The 17480-nt window shown below is 71.0% G+C and carries 19 protein-coding genes; 10 read left to right on the top strand and 9 right to left on the bottom strand.

The window, feature by feature from the left end; genetic code table 11:
- Positions 1-17: 17 nt before the first annotated feature.
- From B9G49_RS04240 to B9G49_RS04225, 4 genes are all read left to right on the top strand, one after another.
- The gene (locus tag B9G49_RS04240) at positions 18-302 is read left to right on the top strand and encodes a ubiquitin-like small modifier protein 1 (RefSeq protein ID WP_049930569.1); all 285 of its coding nucleotides are present in this window, start codon (positions 18-20) and stop codon (positions 300-302) included.
- A gap of 39 nt (positions 303-341) precedes the next feature.
- Complete coding sequence (locus tag B9G49_RS04235) at positions 342-1457, top strand: deoxyhypusine synthase (RefSeq protein ID WP_086215533.1); 1116 nt, start codon at positions 342-344, stop codon at positions 1455-1457.
- A gap of 114 nt (positions 1458-1571) precedes the next feature.
- A complete protein-coding gene (locus B9G49_RS04230; RefSeq protein ID WP_086215532.1) occupies positions 1572-2045 on the top strand; it encodes a hypothetical protein in 474 nt (157 codons plus the stop codon).
- 109 nt (positions 2046-2154) lie between these two features.
- Positions 2155-2874, top strand: coding sequence for an SDR family NAD(P)-dependent oxidoreductase (locus B9G49_RS04225; RefSeq protein WP_086215531.1), 720 nt, complete (start codon positions 2155-2157; stop codon positions 2872-2874).
- 39 nt (positions 2875-2913) lie between these two features.
- On the opposite strand, the gene B9G49_RS04220 is transcribed toward B9G49_RS04225, so the two are convergent.
- From B9G49_RS04220 to B9G49_RS04190, 7 genes are all read right to left on the bottom strand, one after another.
- Entirely contained in the window at positions 2914-4323 is a 1410-nt protein-coding gene (locus B9G49_RS04220) for a carotenoid oxygenase family protein (protein WP_086215530.1), read from the bottom strand.
- Positions 4324-4461: 138 nt separating this feature from the next.
- Complete coding sequence (locus B9G49_RS04215; RefSeq protein WP_086215529.1) at positions 4462-5085, bottom strand: hypothetical protein; 624 nt, start codon at positions 5083-5085, stop codon at positions 4462-4464.
- A gap of 155 nt (positions 5086-5240) precedes the next feature.
- Positions 5241-6278, bottom strand: coding sequence for an MsnO8 family LLM class oxidoreductase (locus B9G49_RS04210; RefSeq protein WP_086215528.1), 1038 nt, complete (start codon positions 6276-6278; stop codon positions 5241-5243).
- Positions 6279-6432: 154 nt separating this feature from the next.
- On the bottom strand, positions 6433-6609 hold the full coding sequence (locus B9G49_RS04205) for a 50S ribosomal protein L37e (protein WP_006112801.1): 177 nt from the start codon (positions 6607-6609) through the stop codon (positions 6433-6435).
- Positions 6606-6848 carry an LSM domain-containing protein gene (locus tag B9G49_RS04200; protein ID WP_049930582.1) on the bottom strand — a complete coding sequence of 81 codons (243 nt, stop codon included), beginning with the start codon at positions 6846-6848 and terminating at the stop codon, positions 6606-6608. Before B9G49_RS04200 ends, B9G49_RS04205 begins: the two co-directional genes overlap by 4 nt.
- A gap of 101 nt (positions 6849-6949) precedes the next feature.
- Positions 6950-8278, bottom strand: a complete 1329-nt coding sequence (locus B9G49_RS04195; protein ID WP_086215527.1) for a hypothetical protein — start codon at positions 8276-8278, stop codon at positions 6950-6952.
- On the bottom strand, positions 8275-8928 hold the full coding sequence (locus B9G49_RS04190; RefSeq protein ID WP_086215526.1) for a hypothetical protein: 654 nt from the start codon (positions 8926-8928) through the stop codon (positions 8275-8277). The genes B9G49_RS04195 and B9G49_RS04190 overlap by 4 nt, the downstream gene beginning before the upstream one ends.
- 256 nt (positions 8929-9184) lie before the next feature.
- Here B9G49_RS04190 and B9G49_RS04185 point away from each other — a divergent pair, with 256 nt between their 5' ends.
- The 3 genes from B9G49_RS04185 to B9G49_RS04175 all read left to right on the top strand — a co-directional run bounded on the left by B9G49_RS04185 (position 9185) and on the right by B9G49_RS04175 (position 12627).
- Positions 9185-10537 carry a ribonuclease J gene (locus B9G49_RS04185; RefSeq protein WP_049930694.1) on the top strand — a complete coding sequence of 451 codons (1353 nt, stop codon included), beginning with the start codon at positions 9185-9187 and terminating at the stop codon, positions 10535-10537.
- Positions 10534-11580 carry a geranylfarnesyl diphosphate synthase gene (idsA3, locus tag B9G49_RS04180; protein ID WP_086215525.1) on the top strand — a complete coding sequence of 349 codons (1047 nt, stop codon included), beginning with the start codon at positions 10534-10536 and terminating at the stop codon, positions 11578-11580. The genes B9G49_RS04185 and idsA3 overlap by 4 nt, the downstream gene beginning before the upstream one ends.
- Positions 11581-11712: 132 nt before the next feature.
- Positions 11713-12627, top strand: a complete 915-nt coding sequence (locus B9G49_RS04175; RefSeq protein WP_049930589.1) for a DMT family transporter — start codon at positions 11713-11715, stop codon at positions 12625-12627.
- 31 nt (positions 12628-12658) lie between these two features.
- Here the strand turns inward: B9G49_RS04175 and B9G49_RS04170 are convergent, their stop codons facing one another.
- Positions 12659-13126 (bottom strand): peroxiredoxin, encoded by a 468-nt coding sequence (locus tag B9G49_RS04170; RefSeq protein WP_049930591.1) that lies wholly within the window; start codon positions 13124-13126, stop codon positions 12659-12661.
- Between the two features lie 74 nt (positions 13127-13200).
- On the opposite strand from B9G49_RS04170, the gene B9G49_RS04165 reads away from it, so the two are divergent.
- Positions 13201-15276, top strand: a complete 2076-nt coding sequence (locus tag B9G49_RS04165) for a histidine kinase N-terminal 7TM domain-containing protein (protein ID WP_086215524.1) — start codon at positions 13201-13203, stop codon at positions 15274-15276.
- A gap of 24 nt (positions 15277-15300) precedes the next feature.
- On the opposite strand, the gene B9G49_RS04160 is transcribed toward B9G49_RS04165, so the two are convergent.
- Positions 15301-15612, bottom strand: a complete 312-nt coding sequence (locus tag B9G49_RS04160) for a CGCGG family rSAM-modified RiPP protein (RefSeq protein WP_086215523.1) — start codon at positions 15610-15612, stop codon at positions 15301-15303.
- 286 nt (positions 15613-15898) lie between these two features.
- On the opposite strand from B9G49_RS04160, the gene map reads away from it, so the two are divergent.
- Both map and B9G49_RS04150 read left to right on the top strand, forming a co-directional pair.
- On the top strand, positions 15899-16807 hold the full coding sequence (gene map, locus B9G49_RS04155) for a type II methionyl aminopeptidase (RefSeq protein ID WP_086215522.1): 909 nt from the start codon (positions 15899-15901) through the stop codon (positions 16805-16807).
- Positions 16807-17358 carry an HIT domain-containing protein gene (locus tag B9G49_RS04150; RefSeq protein WP_086215521.1) on the top strand — a complete coding sequence of 184 codons (552 nt, stop codon included), beginning with the start codon at positions 16807-16809 and terminating at the stop codon, positions 17356-17358. Before map ends, B9G49_RS04150 begins: the two co-directional genes overlap by 1 nt.
- The last annotated feature ends 122 nt before the right edge of the window (positions 17359-17480 follow it).

Raw genomic sequence — 17480 nt, 5'->3', positions numbered from 1 at the left:
CCGCGCGGGGATCCGCTATGGAGTGGAAGCTGTTCGCCGACCTCGCGGAGATCGCGGGCGACCGCGCGGTGACCGTCGACGCGGAGCCGGGCGACACGGTCGGCGACGCGCTCGACGCGCTGTTGGACGCGCACCCCGACCTCCGGGACCGCGTCATCGAGGACGGGAGCGTCGCAGACCACATCAACGTCCTCCGGAACGGGCGGAGCGTCCGCCACGACGACGGGCTCGACGCGACGCTGGAGGCGGGCGACGAACTGGCGCTGTTCCCGCCGGTGAGCGGTGGGGCCGCCGACCGATAGATCGGTCGTTTCAAACGCGCGCCGACCCCAGTCGGAGCCATGACCGACAGCGACGGGGACCCCCGAGACGACGCCGCGGACGCCGGTGGCGAGGATCACGGCGGTGAAGGCGATCACGCCGACGGTGACGGCACCGGCGGCGAGCCGAACCGCGAGGAGTTCCACGAGGACCCGGTCGGCCACACGCGCGCGACGGCGGGGATGACGGTGAGCGAACTCGTCGACGGCTACGGCGACGCGGGGATCGGGGCGGCGTCCGTCAACGAGGCGGGCGACGTGCTCGCCGACATGTTCGCGAACGACGACTGTACCGTGTTCCTCTCGCTCGCCGGCGCGATGGTGCCCGCCGGGATGCGCCGGGTCGTCGCCGACCTCATCCGTGACGGCTACGTCGACGCGCTGGTGACGACCGGGGCCAACCTCACCCACGACGCCATCGAGGCCATCGGCGGGAAGCACCACCACGGGCGCACCCACGACCCGGAGAAGAGCCTCCGCGAACACGACGAGGGGCTCCGCGACGAGGGGGTCGACCGCATCTACAACGTCTACCTCCCGCAGGAGCACTTCGCCGAGTTCGAGGGGCACCTCCGCGAGGAGGTGTTCCCCGCGCTGGAGGCCGACCCCGACGCTGACGGGACCGACGCGGTCTCCATCGCCGACCTCACGCGCGAGCTCGGCCGCGCCAACGCCGAAGTCAACGACCGCGACGACGTCCCCGAGGGGCCGGGCGTCGCGGCCGCCGCCTACGAGTCCGACGTCCCGATCTACTGCCCGGCGGTCCAGGACTCCGTGCTGGGGATTCAGGCGTGGATGTACGCCCAGACCGCGGACTTCACGCTCGACGCGCTCGCGGACATGACCGAGCTGACCGACCTCGCGTTCGAGGCCGACGACGCCGGCTGCCTGCTCGTCGGCGGCGGCGTGCCGAAGAACTTCACGCTCCAGACGATGCTCGTCACGCCGCGGGCGTACGACTACGCCGTCCAGATCACGATGGACCCCGAGGCGACCGGGGGGCTCTCCGGCGCGACGCTCGAGGAGGCGCGCTCGTGGGGGAAGCTGGAGAAGGACGCGCGCAACGCCTCCGTCTACGGCGACGCGACCGTGATGCTCCCGATGCTCGTCGCCGCCGCCCGCGACCGCGTGGAGTAGGGTCGCGTCGCCGGTCGCCGGCGAGCGCGCAGGCGATCTCGGCCACGAGCGAGGCCGGACGCCGCACGCGATACGGGGAGAGATATATGCGTGAAGACACCGATACGTGCGCGTATGGGCTCGATCGGCGGCCGGCCGGAACTGCTCGGGGGGCCCGACGACGTCCTCGATCCGCGCTCGCGGCACAACGTCCACGTCACCCGCGCGGCGGACCTCGACCCGGTCGGTCCGTGGTCCCGCGAGACGCTGTACGCGGTCGTGCGGCGAGCCGACGGCGAGGAGCGAGTGGTCGTCCTCGATTACGGTCGTCGCGAGATCTACCTCACGGCCAGGGACGGACTCGCGTACGAGCCACCGCAGGGACTCGGCCTCGCGTCGCCGCCGACGCTCCACGTCGCCGAACCGCATCGAGTCGCCCCCGACCAGGGGGCGGTCACCGCTATCGACCCCGTCGACGTCGCTCCCGAGTTCGACGTCCTCGTCCCCGCCTTCGACTGGGACGAGATCGACGAGGACGATGTCTTACCCCCGGTTCACCGCCGGCCGTCGAGGGCGCCCGCCGGAAGCGGCGCCGGCACGTCCGGCTGACGTTCGGTGCGCATTGACCGGTCCGCCCCGCCGATGTCGGCATCGCACGCGGGGACAGCTACCCCACGCCGTCGCCACAATTTACACGGGAGGCCCGAGTACGCGACGTATGACGCGAACAGCGGTCATCGCGGGCGTCGGTCCGGGACTCGGCGAGTCGCTCGCCAGAAAGTTCGCCGCCGAGGGGTGTCGGGTGGCGCTCTTCGCCCGGTCGGCGGACTATCTCGAAGACCTCGCCGCGGACCTGCCGGACCCGGGCGAGGGGCTCGCCGTTCCGACCGACCTCACGGCGGTCGAGCAGATCCGGGACGGGTTCGAGACGGTCCGAGAGGCGTTCGGACCGGTCGACGTTCTCGTGAACCACGCGAGCGCCGCCTCCTGGACGGGACTCATGGACACGAGCGTCGAGGAGTTCGAGGAGGCGTGGGCGGTGAACGGCCGCGGCGCGTTCGCCTGCTCGCAGGAGGCGGTCGACGACATGCTCGAGACGGGCGGCGGGACGGTCGTCTTCACCGGCGCCACCTCGTCGGTGCGGAGCCTCGGCGGCGCGATCGGGTTCACGGCCGCGAAGTTCGCGGCCCGCGGGATGGCGATGGATATCGCGCAGGAGTTCGGCCCGGATGGCGTTCACGTCGCTCACGTCGTCATCGACGGGCAGATCGACTCGCCGGGGGTTCGCGAACGGTCCCCGGACCGGGACGGCGACACGTTCCTCGACCCCGACGAGATGGCGGAAACGTACTGGCACCTCGTCGAACGGGACGACGTCGGCACGCAGCCGTTCGAGGTCCACGTCACGAACGGGCCGCGGAACTCCGAGTTCATATAACGGGGTCGGTACAGCGGACAACGGACGGTGCGGTGACGCTCAACTGTCACGGAAGAACCGGCCGTGGAAGCCGAACGGCTCCGCGTGGGGGAGCGACGCGTCGGCGAGGAGTGCGAGCGTCCCGGCGTCGAAGACGAGCAGGCGGGTCTCCTCCGCGCGGCTGTCGAGCGCCGGCGCGACGACGACGCCGTCGTCCTCGGCGGTCGCGCCCGGCCGCCGCACGGGGATCGGCTCCTCCACGAAGACGCCGTCCTCCCACCACTCGCGCGTCCGACCGGTCTCGACGTCGAGCTTTACCAGTCCGTTCGCGCCCTCGCGGTCCGTCGCCTGCGCGTACGCGTACCGGTACTCGCGGCCGACGACGTCGGGGGCGACTCGGGGGAGCTCCACGCCGACCTGGTGGAGCGTCGACCGATCGACTTCGTTGGACCGCAGGTCGACCCGATACCGGACTGGGCGCCCGTCGGGGACGTCGACGTCCGAGGGGTCACCGTCGAGCGCGTCGAGGCGCATCGCGTCGACGATACCGGGGTCGGGAAACTCGACGAGGTCTACGACCACCTCGTCGCCCGTCGCGTACGCGTTGGCGTGGTGGAAGGCGAAGACTGGCGGGAGCGCGGGATCTGCGACGAGGTCGCCGGTCTCGCGATCGACGACGAGGACGCGCGTGCCGCGCTCCGGCTGCCAATCGAGGACGTCGAGGATGCCCTCGGAGAACGGGCTCAGCGCGCGGCGGATCGGCATCACGAGCGGCGTCTCAACGAGGACGACGTGATCGGTCGTGATGCTACAGTCGTGGATGTACCCCGGGCCGTCCGCCGCGATCGACGCGGCCCGTTCCCTGGCGCGACGGTCCGGGGCGAGCCGGTAGACGTGATACTCGGGCGTTCGACCGAACTCGGTCACGAAGCCGAACCACGCGTCGGTCTCGGGGTCGCGCACGAGGTGCGCGGCGGTGACGTGTTCGCCGAGGTCGTCGTCGAAGCCGAATGCGCCTCGGGTCTCGAGCGTCGCGGGGTCGAACGCGATCCGACGCGGCGCCTCGGTGAGCGCGACGTGCTCGCCGTCGAGGCGGGCGACGTGAACGTTCGCGTTGTCCGTGATCTCCGGCGGGCCGAGCGCCCGCAGCCACGACGCGATTTTCCCCACGCCCGTCCGGTCGGTCCCGAACTGCCCGGAGACGGAGCCGTCCATCGCGTCCGCGTAGGCGTCCGTACGGAGGAAGCGATTCGAGTACGACAGCGCCCCGTCCTCGAACGCGTATCGCCGAAGCATCGCGAGTCCGTCGAACCAGTGCCCGAGTCGCTCACCGCCGACATCGAACAGCCCCGGACCGTTCCGAATGAGCGTCCCCGACAGCCACGACGGGATGTCGCCCTCAACCGGGGGACGGTGGTCCGTCACTTCCGTCGTGAGCGATCGGAACCCGACTCCGTAGCCCTGCCCCATACGGACCGCTGATACGGACCGTACGGTAATCAATTGACCCGTCCCTCGAGGCGGAACGGGCGGAACGACCCCGAGCAACCACGCATCCCGGCTCCGGAACTCGCAGGGGCACCACCGGAACTCGTCATGAGGGCCGGTTCAGTCGGCGTCGAGCGCCGCCGCCAGTTTCGTCGCGCCTCCCTCGGAGACGCTCTCGCCGTGCCCGACCAGGATTCGCTCCGGGCGGTAGTCGGCGAGGCCCTCCGGCGCCTCGTCGAGCGCCGGATGGACGCCGACGTCGTTGTCGCCCTCACAGAACCCCGGGAGGGTGCCAAGCGTCTCCATGACGACGAGGGTCCCACCGGACTCGTCGACGAGGACCGCCTCCTCCCACTCGTCCGTGTCGATGAGGCGGTGGACCTCGTAGTTCGTACCGGGGAGATCCGCGTCGAACGGCTCCGGCTTGCCATCGAGTTTCTCTCGCGTCAGGTCCATCCACTCCGGGACAGACACGGCGACGCCGTGGCGCGCCGCGATCGCTTCGGCGTCCCGCGTGTGTCGGTCGTGGGTCACGACCACGCCGGCGACCTCGCCGAGGTCGCTCAGCCGGTCGTCGAGCCCGTCGGCGTCGAGCGGGTCGACGACCCAGACCCCGCCCTCGGTCGCGAGCGCGTGACTCCCGCGCATCGCGTCTTCCTCGGGATGCGCGACCCAACTGACGCCGCCGTCCCATTCGGTCACCGCCTCGAGCGAGGGTCGCCCCGTCGGCTCGTCGTCGGACATGTGTGCGACTATTAGGCACACGACTAAACGCCTGTCCGTACCGGAACCGAGGCGGGCCGTCCGTCACCTCCCGTCACTTCGACGGTCGGTCGTCGCCACGGTCGCTACGGCTCGCCGTCGGCGCGTCAGTCGTCCGCTCGCCAGCCGTCTGCGCGTCAGTCGGCGCGTGGATCTAGGTCCATCGCTTCGGCGAGGAGCGCGTGCGAGTCGAGCGCGGCCTCGCGGTCCGGCACCGTGTGCTGGATCATCACCTCGTCGACGCCGACGCGGTCGGCCAACTGCTCCAGCAGGCCCGACATCGTCTCCAGGCTCCCGGAGATCGACCGCGGCCACTCGTCGTCGTCCAGCGTCGCCGGCGTCGGGTCCGGCGCGCCGCCTAGCTCGTCGATCGCCTCCTCCTCGGTCGGCGTCTCGTCGCCGAGCTCACCGCGTTTCATACGCCGGAACGTCGCCTCTGCGGGCGCGCGCCGACGGGCCGCGGCCGCGTCCGTCTCGGCCGCCACCGCGTTGACCGCGACCATCCCTTGCGGCTCGTCGAGGCCGCCGGGGCCGGCGTCGGGGTCGAACGCCTCGCGGTACGCCGCGAACGCGCGCTCGGCGAACCCGGGCCGGATGAAGCCGGCGAAGCAGTAGCGCAGGCCCAGCTCGCCGGCGATCTCCCCGCTCGCCGGACTCGACCCCAGCACCCACGGGACGGCCGGCCCCTCGGCCGACCCGGGCACCGACAGGTCGGCGTACGGGTGTTCGTCCGGATAGGCGTCGCGGAGGTGGTTCACCACCGCGGTGATCCGCTCGCGGTGGTCCTCGTTCGGGTTCTCGACGCGGCGGTCGGTGCCGAGCGCGCGGTCGGAGGCGGGCGAGCCGTTCGCGCGGCCCATCCCGAGGTCGACGCGACCGGGCGCCAGCCCGTCGAGGACGCCGAACGACTCGGCCACCTTGAACGGGCTGTAGTGGTTCAAGAGGACGGCCCCGCTTCCGATCCGGATCGAGCCGGTCGCGCCCGCGAGCCGGCCGAGCAGCACCTCGGGCGTGGTGCCGGCGAGGCGGTCGCCCATCCCGTGGTGTTCGGCGACCCAGAACCGCTCGTAGCCCAGTCGCTCGGCGTGGCGCGCGGCGTCGACCGTGTTCGCGAACGCGTCCGCCGCGGTGCCGCCCCGGGGGACCGGCGAGAGGTCGACGACTGAAAGGTCCATACCCGCGTTCGGCGACTGATCCGGTTAACGGTTGGCTCGGCGGCGGAGCGGTCGGGGGATCGAAACCGCGCCGACCGCGGGGCCGGGAGGACCAGCCGAGCGAAACGCCGCGGCTAGTCGACGGTGAAGACGAAGCGAAGAGAAGAACCGCAGTTCAGTTGTCGCCGGTCTTCGACTGCCAGGCGTAGTCGCGCCGGGAGGCGGACTCGCCGAAGCCGCACGAGGAGCAGCGCTCCTTCTTGACGTGGTAGGACTTCTCGCCGCAGCGTCGACACTTCACGTGAACCGTCTTGTTCTTTTTCCCTTGGGAGGGCGTACCTGCGCCGGTCATGCTTTGATTGTGACGACGTTATCGCCGCGTATAATCGTTGTGTCTTCGATCGCGACCGCGAACTCGCCGTCGAGGTCTTCGTCGACGCGGCCGTCCACGTCAGCCTCCGGCTCGATGACGACGTTCATGTGCTGGTCGTAGCCGCCGAGGACGCCGTAGTACGTCGTGCCGTCCTTCAGGTGTACCGTCACGGGCTCCTCGAGCGACGCTTCGAGCACGTCGAGGGGTCGTCCACTCATTGTCCGTATCGCCGCCCGTCGCGGTAATAAAAATACCGGGACGGAGCCCCGGAGGCCGGTCGGTTTGACACGAACTTCGCGCTCGCGCCCGCCGCAGTCCGTCAGTCCAGCCGCTCGCGGAGGAACTCGCTCGCCGCCGGGACCGCCGCGCCGTACAGGGCGACGTACTCAAGGGTCGCCTGCGTCCGCCGGGCCGAGCTGTACCCCTCCTCGACGCGGTCGGCGACGTACTCGAAGCCGTCCAGCCCGGGGCGGACGAGCCGCGTCGCCAGCGGATCGTCGCCGGCGACGGCCTCGCCGACCGCCGTCCGCGCCCGCTCCGCGGCCGACCGCACGGACGACTCCGAGGGGGCCTCCCGGTGTTCGCCGTCGCGGATCTCGCCGACGGCCGCCCGAAACGCGTCGAGCTCGGCCAACGCAACGCCGGACTCGACGACGGCCGTGGCGCAGTCGCCGGCGTCGACCGCCCGCTCGACGTCCTCGACGGCCGAGTCGGTCCGGAGCTCGCCCGTGGCCACAAGCTCCTGTGCGACCGTCCCGCTCAGGTCCTCGCCGCCGAGCGGGTCGTCGCCGCCGGCGCGCTCCCGCACGGTCGAGCGTGTCCGACTCACGGAGCCCCGCAGCTCGTCGGCGGCCGCGACCAGCGACGCCCACCGCGGGACCAGTCCGTCGCGCCCGTCGAGGTGCGCGTTCCGGAGGCTCTCGGCGTCGTCCGCGGTCGCCCGCGCGCGCTCGACCCGAGCCGTCGCCTCACCGGCTCGGAACGGCTCGGCGACCGGGTCGGCGGGGTACGTCAGCTCCGGCCGGACGTGCCGCTCGCACTCCGCGAGCAGCGATTCGACCGGCTCGTACGCCAGCGCCGCCGCGACCGGCGACTCGGCTCGGTACTCCACCTCGGCGGCGAGCGCGCCCCGAGCGTCCCGGACCGCGCTCCGCCGAGCGGCCAGGTCCGCGCCGTCGTCGACGCCGGTGGCCGCGCGGTACGCGCCGCGCACCGCCGCGGCGTCCTCCCGACGACGACGCCACGCCGAGAGGACGTCCACCGGCCACTCGGCTGTCACTCCGGCGTCCGCCCGCTCCAGCGCCCGCTCGCGGTCGGAACCGATCTCCGTCGCCACCGCAGCGTTGGCTATCCCCGGCTCGGCCGGCACGTCGTCGAGTAGGCTCCGGGTCCGCGCCTCGTGGGCGTCCGCGAGCGACTCCGGTACGGTCGCCGGAAACGGCGACGCCGGCCAGTCGACGGTCCCCACGGCGCCGGACGGGAGCGATACGGGCGAGCCGCGGCGCTCCTCGCCGCCGCCGAACGGGAGTCCGGAGCAGCCGGCGACCGCAGCCGTCCCGACCGCCGCTCCGACCCCTGCGAGGAACCGGCGGCGAGAGCTTGAGCCGCCGTGCGAACCGGACCCGCGACCCGTCGACTCGCGGCTCACTCGCCATCACCTCCCGCGCCGGGTGCCGAGGAGTTGAACACGGCAGGCGGATCTCCCTGTCGACAGGAGCCACGCATCCCCATTCCGCTCCCGCTCGACCGCTCCGCCGCCACGGGGAGTCGGATCGCGAAGCCGACGGTGTGGACGGCCTCCGGATCGCACTCGACGTCGGCCGGGCGGTACGCCCGGCAGAAGTCGGCTCGGGGGTGGAGGTCGCCGTCGGCGAGCTCCGACGGCTCGACGGCGACAGACCGAAGCCGGACATCGCGACAGGCCGTCACCGGCATCGAGAGAAGGTAGGCCGACGCCGACTCGAAGTCCGTCCCGTCGAGGAACGACCGCAGGCGGTCGGCGGCCGCGGTCTCGGCGAAGTCGAGTGCGTCGAGGCCGTCGCCCGAGACCAATACGCGCCGGGCGCGAGGCCGCCGTCGCCCGCGCTCGTCGGTTTCGCTCGACGGCGTCTCTTCACCGCCGGTGAGGATCGGCTCGCCGCTCTCGTCGCGCGCTCGTTCGAGTTCGTACCCGTCTATCGGTTGATCGCCCCGGACGGGGTAGCTGTTCGACGCGGAGTCGCTACCGGCGCAGCCGGCCAGCGCGGCGATCCCTGATGCGGCCGCGAGGAGGGCTCGGCGGCGGGGTACGTCTGCCATCGCCGGGGATTCGATCGAGAGCGTGAAACCCTTTGTGGGGCCAGTTCGGGCGCGAATCCCCGCCGCGGGGCCGAACCCGGGAGTTTTTAACGTGCGCGGGAGTACGCCGATGTACCACACTCCCGCGGGACACGGTGAGTCGCGGTGACTCGGCCGTAGCGGGGCCTTCAACGACGCGCGGTAGGACGTAGCGCCGACGGCTCCTTGCGGGGTTTCAGTGACCGGCGCCGACCACGGCGTCAAACACGACAACACCATGGAAATCGAAATTGCGACACTCGGCGGTTACGAAGAGGTCGGTCGACAGATGACGGCGGTCCGGGCGGGCGAGGACATCGTCATCTTCGACATGGGCCTGAACCTCAGTAAGGTCCTCATCCACGACAACGTGGAGACCGAGAGCATGCACAGCCTCGACCTGATCGACATGGGCGCCATCCCGGACGATCGGGTGATGAGCGAACTCGAAGGCGACGTCAAGGCGATCGTCCCCACCCACGGGCACCTCGACCACATCGCGGGGATCCCGAAGCTCGCCCACCGCTACGACGCGCCGATCGTCTCCGCGCCGTACACGATCGAACTGGTGCGCCAGCAGATCGAAGACGAGGGCAAGTTCCAGGTGGACAACGACCTCGTGAAGATGAAGCCCGGCGCGTCGATGGCGATCGGCGACTCCGAGCAGGTCGAACTAGAGTTCGTCAACGTCACCCACTCGATCATCGACGCGATCAACCCGGTCCTCCACACGCCCGAGGGCGCGGTGGTCTACGGCCTCGACAAGCGCCTGGACCACGACCCCGTCATCGGCGACCCGGTCGACATGGACCGGTTCCGCGAGATCGGCCGGCAGGACGAGGGCGTCCTCGCGTACATCGAGGACTGTACGAACGCCGGGAGCAAGGGCCGGACCCCCTCCGAGTCGTACGCGAAGAAACACGTCGAGGACACGCTGAAATCGATGGAGGACTACACGGGCGGCATCATCGCCACCACGTTCTCCTCGCACATCGCCCGCGTGAAGACCCTCGTCGAGTACGCCCGCGAGATCGGCCGCCAGCCGGTCCTGCTCGGGCGCTCGATGGAGAAGTACTCCGGTACGGCCGAGCGGCTCGACTTCGTCGACTTCCAGGGCGACGTCGGCATGTACGGTCACCGGAAGTCGGTCGACCGCGCGTTCAAGCGGATCATGAAGGAGGGGAAGGGCAATTTCCTCCCCATCGTGACGGGCCACCAGGGCGAGCCGCGCGCGATGCTCACCCGCATGGGCCGCGGCGAGACCCCCTACGAGATCGACGACGGCGACAAGGTCGTCTTCAGCGCGAGCGTCATCCCGGAACCCACCAACGAGGGGCAGCGCTACCAGTCCGAACAGCTGCTCCGGATGCAGGGCGCCCGCCTCTACGACGACATCCACGTCTCCGGCCACCTCCGCGAGGAGGGCCACTACGAGATGCTACAGGCGCTCCAGCCGCAGCATCTCATCCCCGGCCACCAGACGCTCAAGGGTCGCTCGCCGTACGTCGACCTCGCGAAGACGCAGGGGTACAAGCTCGGACGCGACGTCCACGTCACGCAGAACGGGTCCACGATCCAGCTCGTCGAATGACGAGCGAGACGAAGGAGGCGCGGGTGCTCGACGCCATCCGCGAGCGGCGTGAGCTCGTCAACGCCGCTATCGACGAGGAGCTGCCGGTTCAGGAGCCTGAGCGACTGTACGAGGCCACCCGATACATCCTCGAGGCCGGCGGCAAGCGGCTCCGCCCGACGGTGACAACCCTGGCCGCTGAGGCGGTCACCGGCACCGAGCCGATGGGCGCCGACTTCCGCGCGTTCCCGTCGCTCGACGGCGACGAGGTCGACGTGATGCGGGCCGCGGTCGCCATCGAGGTGATCCAGTCGTTCACGCTGATCCACGACGACATCATGGACGAGGACGATCTCCGGCGGGGCGTCCCGGCAGTCCACGAGGCGTACGACGTCTCGACGGCGATCCTCGCGGGCGACACCCTCTACTCGAAAGCGTTCGAGTTCATGACCGAGACGGGCGCGGACCCGCAACACGGGCTCGAAGCGATGCGGATGCTCGCGTCGACCTGTACCGAGATCTGCGAGGGGCAGGCCCTCGACGTCGCCTTCGAGAGCCGCGACGACATCCTCCCCGACGAGTACTTGGACATGGTCGAGCTGAAGACCGCGGTGCTGTACGGCGCCTCGGCCGCGACGCCCGCCCTCCTACTCGGCGCCGACGAGGCGGTCGTCGACGCCCTGTATCAGTACGGGATCGACTCCGGGCGCGCGTTCCAGATCCAAGACGACGTGCTCGACCTCACCGTCCCCTCGGAGGAGCTCGGGAAGCAGCGCGGCTCCGACCTCGTGGAGGGGAAGGAGACGCTCATCACGCTCCACGCCCGACAACAGGGAGTCGACGTCGACGGGCTCGTCGACGCCGACACGCCCGCGGAAGTGACCGAGGCGGCCATCGACGACGCGGTCGCGGCCCTCGAAGAGGTCGGCTCGATCGAGTACGCCCGTGAGACCGCCGAGGACCTCACCGCGCGGTCGAAGGACCACCTCGGAGTGCTCCCCGAGAGCGGCTCTCGGAGCCTGCTCGAAGACCTCGCGGACTACCTCATCGTCCGCGGCTACTGAGCGGGCCGCGGCGCGACTGACCCGCCGGACGGGTCGGAACTTCCAGACACGGCGTCACGGCCGGACGAGCCGGCACCGGCGGTCCGGGCCGCGACGGACACCGCTTTACCCGCGGCCCGCGTTCGGTCGACCGTGTCACGGTACCGAGACGCCCTCCTGTTCTTCACCCTCGCCCTGCTGTGGGGCGGATCGTTCGTCGCCATCGAGGTCGGCCTCGACTACTATCCGCCGGTGTTGTACGCCGCCTACCGGTTCGACGTGGCCGCGCTGGCGCTGCTGTCGTACGTGTTCGTCACGCAGGACGGTCCGTTTCCGCGGACGCGCGGCGACCTCGCCGCGATCGGGTTCAGCGGCGGACTCTCCGTGGCCGCGAACAACGCGCTGCTGTTCGTCGGCCAGCAGTACACCACGAGCGGTATCGCCTCGATCACCTACAGCCTCGTCCCCATCGCGACCGCGGCGGTCGCCGCCCTGTGGATCGGCGGGGCGGACCTCGACGCGCGCGGCGCGGTCGGGGTCGTCCTCGCGTTCCTCGGCGTCGGCCTCGTCGCACAGCCGGACCCCGCGAGCCTCGGCGGGGGCGTCGCGGTCGGCGTCGGGCTGATCGCGATCGGCGTCGTCGCCGTCGCGGTCGGCAGCGTCGGGCTCCGGACCGTCGAGACGTCGTTCTCCAGCGTCGCGCTCACCGGGTGGGCGATGGGGTTCGGCGCGCTGGCCATCCACGCACTGAGCCTCGGGATCGGCGAGAGCCAGCGCCTCCCCGCCGCGGCGCCGCGCGCGCTCCTCGCGCTGGCGTTCCTCGGGCTCTGCTCGTCGGCGGTGGCGTACACCATCTACTTCACGCTGCTCGACCGGCTCGGCCCCTTCGAGATCAACCTCGTCTCGTACGTCGTGCCGGTCGTCGCCACCGTCGCGGGCGCCCTGCTGCTCGCCGAGCCGGTAACGGCGTTCACCGTCGCCGGCTTCGCGGTCATCGTCCTCGGCTTCGGCCTGCTGAAGCGCCGCGAGATCGCCGACGCGGTCGCCGGGATCAGCCCGTCGGGATAGCGGTCGCCCTCGACGGCGTCGACCGCCCCGATCAGCCGTCGAGCGCGCGGATGTCGTCGAGTATCTCGACGGCGTGGTCCTCGGGGGAGACCCCCTCGTACGCCAAGACGACGGTTCCCTCGTCGTCGATGACGTACGTGTTCCGGAACACGCCGTCGAAGGTGTTCCCGAACATCGACTTCTCGCCGTAGGAGTCGTACGCGCTCGACACCGCGCCGTCCGGGTCCGAGAGGAGCGTGAAGGGGAGGTCGTACTCCTCGGCGAAGGGTTCGAGGTCCTCAACCGGGTCGTCGCTGATCCCGACGACGGCGATGTCGGCGTCCTCGAACGCGTCCCACTCGTCGCGGAAGCCGCACGCCTCGGCGGTACAGCCGGGGGTGTCGGCGCGCGGGTAGAAGTACACCACCGTGTGGCCGGCCGCGGTCGGGTCGACGGTGGCCGTCTCGCCGCGGTGGTCGGTGAGCGTGATCGCGGGCGCGTCGTCGCCGGGTTCGAGCATACGGATCGACGCCGCTCGAACTGGTTAGAGGATTCGGTCCCTTTTTACCGACTACTCGCATCCTACCGGTATCGATGGCGTGGCAACCGACGCCGTACACGGTTCCGCTGCTCGTCGCGGCCGTCGCGTCGTTCGGATTCGCCGCGTACGCGGCCGCGAACCGTTCTCGCGGCGGCCGGGCGCTCCTGTGGAGTTTCGTCGGCGTCGCCGGCAGCGCCGGCGTCTGGTCGCTGGCGTACGCGGCGCAGCTATCGGCGACCGCGCTCGGTCCCACGCTGCTTTTCAACCGCTTCGTCTGGCTCGGGACCGCGGGGCTGGCGGTCGCGTGGCCCGCCTTCGTCCTCTCGTACGTCGACCGGACCGAGTGGCTCGGTCGCCGCCGGTTCGCGCTCTTCTGGGTCGTCCCGGCCGCGACCGCCGTTGCCGTCTTGACGGTCGGCGCCGACCCGCTGTTCTACGCCGACCCCTCGCTCGTCGACGCCGGCGGGTACCGCCTCCTCGGCCACGCGCCGACGCCCGCCCTGCTCGGATTCGTCGGGTACACCTACGCGGTCAACCTGTTCTCCTTCGGCGTGCTCGGCTACGCCGCGGTCTCCCGTGACGGCGTGTTCCGCCGGCAGGCCGCCCTCCTCTTCGCCGCCGGCGTCGCGCCGCCGGCGCTCGGCGCGGCCGGCATCTTCGGGCTCGTCGGTCCGGCGGACGGCGTGGTCGACTTCACGCCGATCGCCTTCAGCGGGACCTCGGCGCTGCTGGCGTGGGTCGTGTTCCGGTACCGGCTGCTCGACGTGTCGCCGATCGCCCGCGACGCGGTGTTCGCGAATCTCTCCGACGGCGTGGTCGTCTGCGACGCCGACGGCCGGGTGATCGATCGCAACGACCCGGCTCAGGCGCTGTTTCCCGACGCCGAACTCGGCGCCCGCGCCGACGAGGTGTTCGCCGACGCCCCGCCGGTCGTCGACGCGGTGACGGAGGCGGGGTCCGACGAGGGGGAAGCGTCGTCCGACGACGAGTTCCGCGTGACCGTCGGCGGCGACGACGCCGCGCCGCGGTTCCTGACGGTTGACGTCCACGACATCACCGGCCCGGGGACGACCCGCGGCGGGACGGTCCTGCTGTTCCGCGACGTCACCGAGCGGGAAACGCTCCAGCGGCGCTACCGCGCCCTCATCGAGAAGTCGCCGAACGTGATCGCGGTCTGCGGCGAGGACGGCCTGATCAGGTACGTGAGCCCCTCGATTGAGCGCCTGCTCGGTCACGCTCCCGCGGCGATCGAGGGGCGTCCTGTGATCGATCTGGTCCACCCGGAGGACCGACGCGAGGCGCAGCAGGCGTTCGAGCGCGCCTTCGAGGGCGCCGAACCCCAGTCGATCACGCACCGGATCGCCCGGGGCGACGGCAGTTGGCGCCGGTTCGAGACGGTGATCGAGCGGCTGTTCGAGGACGCGCGCGAGGTCGTCATCACCGCAACCGACGTGACGGAGGCCCGGCGGTACGAACAGCGGCTCCAGGTTCTGAACCGCGTGCTGCGCCACGACCTGAAGAACGACACCAACGTCATCGGCGGGTACGCCGACCTGCTCCGCGACCACGTCGACGAGGAGGGCGACCCGTACCTCGACGTCATCGACCGGAAGGTACAGACGCTGACGCACCTCAGCGACCAGGCGCGCGAGATCGATGTCGCGCTGCACAGCGACGCCGACAAGACCGAGATCGACCTCGCCGAACTCGTCGACCGCCTCTGCGAGTCGCTGGGCTCGTCGTTCCCGCGGGCGACGGTGACGGTGACGGTGCCCGACTCCGCCGTCGTCGCCGCGGACGAACTGCTGGAGTCCGCGGTCCGGAACGTGCTGGAGAACGCTGTCGTCCACAACGACGACGATGATCCGCACGTCGAGGCGACGGTCGTCGCCGACGGCGACCGGTTCCGGCTCGACGTGGCCGACGACGGCCCCGGCATCCCGCCGGTCGAGCGGACGGTGTTCTCGGAGGCGCGGGAGACGGCGCTCGAACACGCGAGCGGGCTCGGCCTCTGGCTCGTCCACTGGATCGTCACGGAGTCCGGCGGCGACCTCGAGATCGACACCCGTGAGCCGACCGGCACGGTAGTCCGGATGTGGCTCCCGCGAGCGGCCGAAGAGTGCGAGTAGATCCGCCGACCTTCCGGTGTCGGCTCAGACGCGGACGCGGACGACGTGACCCCCGCAGCCGCACTGCTCGATGTACTCCCAGTCGAGGTCGCCGCCGAGCTCCGATTCGAGCGCGTCGACGAGGTACGTCTCCGGGTGGCCGTGGTCGCCGTGGGTGACGAGGTTGACGTGGTTGCCCGCGGCCGTGTGCTCGACCGCTTCGATCGCCTGTCGGACGAGCAGATCCCGGTCGTCCGCGTGTTCGGGGCCTTCGAGGTTCGCGGACCACGAATTCTCGTGGACGTGGTCGGTCACCGGGTCCGCGTCGTGATCGTGGCCTGAGGGTGTACTCGACATGTCCGATCCGACGCCGTCAGTTCCCCTACGTCTTCGAGCGAACATGTTCGCGCGGAGCGTCGACCGACGACCGGCGCGCGAACGTCTTGGGGACAGGAGACACTCCCGCGGGACCCGACGACAGACTCATCAGTCGCGACCCGTTCGGCGACGCGGACGAGCCCTTGGACGCTCGCGAGATAGACGACGACCCCGACCGGCGACGCGTGGTACGTCGAGGTCACGAACGGGGCGTAGTCGACCGCCCTCCGCAACCTCTTTGCGCGCCCTCGCCGAAGCCGGAGCCATGAGTCACGGACCTCTGGACGAGGACGCGGTCGAAAGCTACCGCGAGGCCGGCGCGGTGCTGGTCGAGGCGATGAACGAGGCCCGCGAGATGGTCGAGCCGGGCCGGACCCACCTCGAAGTCGCCGAGTGGACGGAGGACTTCGTCCGCGAGCAGGGGGCCGGCCTCGCGTTCCCGGTCAACATCAGCGTCGACCCCGAGGCGTCGCACGCGACGCCGGGTCGGGACGACGAGACCGAGTTCGGCGAGGAGATGGTGTGTCTCGACGTCGGCGTCCACGTCGACGGCTACATCGCCGACGCCGCGGTGACGGTCGACCACAGCGGGACGCCCGAACTCGTCGAGGCCGCCGAGATGGCGCTGGAGGCCGCGCTCGACGAGGCCGGGCCGGGCGTCGAGGTCGGCGTCGTCGGGCAGGCGATCGAGGACGTGATCCGCGGCTACGGCTACACGCCCGTCCTCAACCTCTCCGGGCACGGCGTCCAGCGCTACGACGCCCACACCGGGCCCACGGTACCGAACCGCGGCGTCGACCGGTCGGTCGAGCTGGAGCCGGGGCAGGCGGTCGCCATCGAGCCGTTCGCCACCGACGGCCGCGGAAAGGTCGGCGAGGGGACCGACGAACAGATCTTCGAGCAGCAGGGCTCCGCGAGCGTGCGCGACCGGCGGGCGCGGCAGGCGCTCGAAGAGATCGAGGCGTTCGACGACCTCCCGTTCGCGGCGCGCTGGCTGGAGACGGACCGGGCGGGGATGGCGCTTCGTCGCCTGAAGCAGGCGAACGCGATCAAGGGGTACCCCGTCCTGAAGGAGGACGACGACGCCATCGTGAGCCAGGCGGAGCACACGCTGCTCGTCACCGAGGACGGCGTCGAGGTGACGACCGCGGGCATCCACGGCTTCGACGACTGATGGACCGGATCTTCGCGCCGTGGCGGATCGAATGGGTCGAGCGCGACGCCGACCCGATCGACGGCTGCCCGTTCTGCGTCCTGCCCGAGCGCGAGGACGCCCGCGAGGCGCGCGTCGTCGCCCGCAGCGAGCGCAACTACGTCCTCCTGAACAACGCGCCGTACAACCCCGGTCACGCGATGGTGATCCCGGACGCACACGTCGAGGATCCGACCGGCCTCGACGACGCGACACTCCTCGATCACGCGAAGCTGAAGGCGGCGACGCTCGCCGCGCTGCGCCGCGACGTGAACCCCGACGGCGTCAACACGGGCCAGAACCTCGGCGGCGACGCCGCGGGGGGGTCGATCGACCACCTCCACACCCACGTCGTCCCGCGCTGGAGCGGCGACACGAACTTCATGCCCGTCACCGGCGCCACGAAGGTGATCGTGGAGGCGATAGACCGCACCTACGACCACCTCCACGCGGGCTTCGCGGCCGACGACGCGGTCGTCGATCCGGGAGACGCCGAGGCGGGCGAGGCGGTCGAACTTGACTTCGGCGTCTAACTCGGCGGTGTCGATCACTCATAAACAAACGGCGTGGCGGCGCGTGCCGATGAGCGCCCGTATGGCGCGAATCGCCCGCGCGAGGTCGCCGGCGCGAAACGCCGGCTGCCGGAGAATCTTCG

Source organism: Halorubrum sp. SD683, from assembly GCF_002135045.1.
GTDB classification, from domain to species: Archaea; Halobacteriota; Halobacteria; order Halobacteriales; family Haloferacaceae; genus Halorubrum; species Halorubrum ezzemoulense.
Note: the sequence above shows the minus strand (reverse complement) of the source record. Positions and strands in the feature narration are given on the sequence as shown.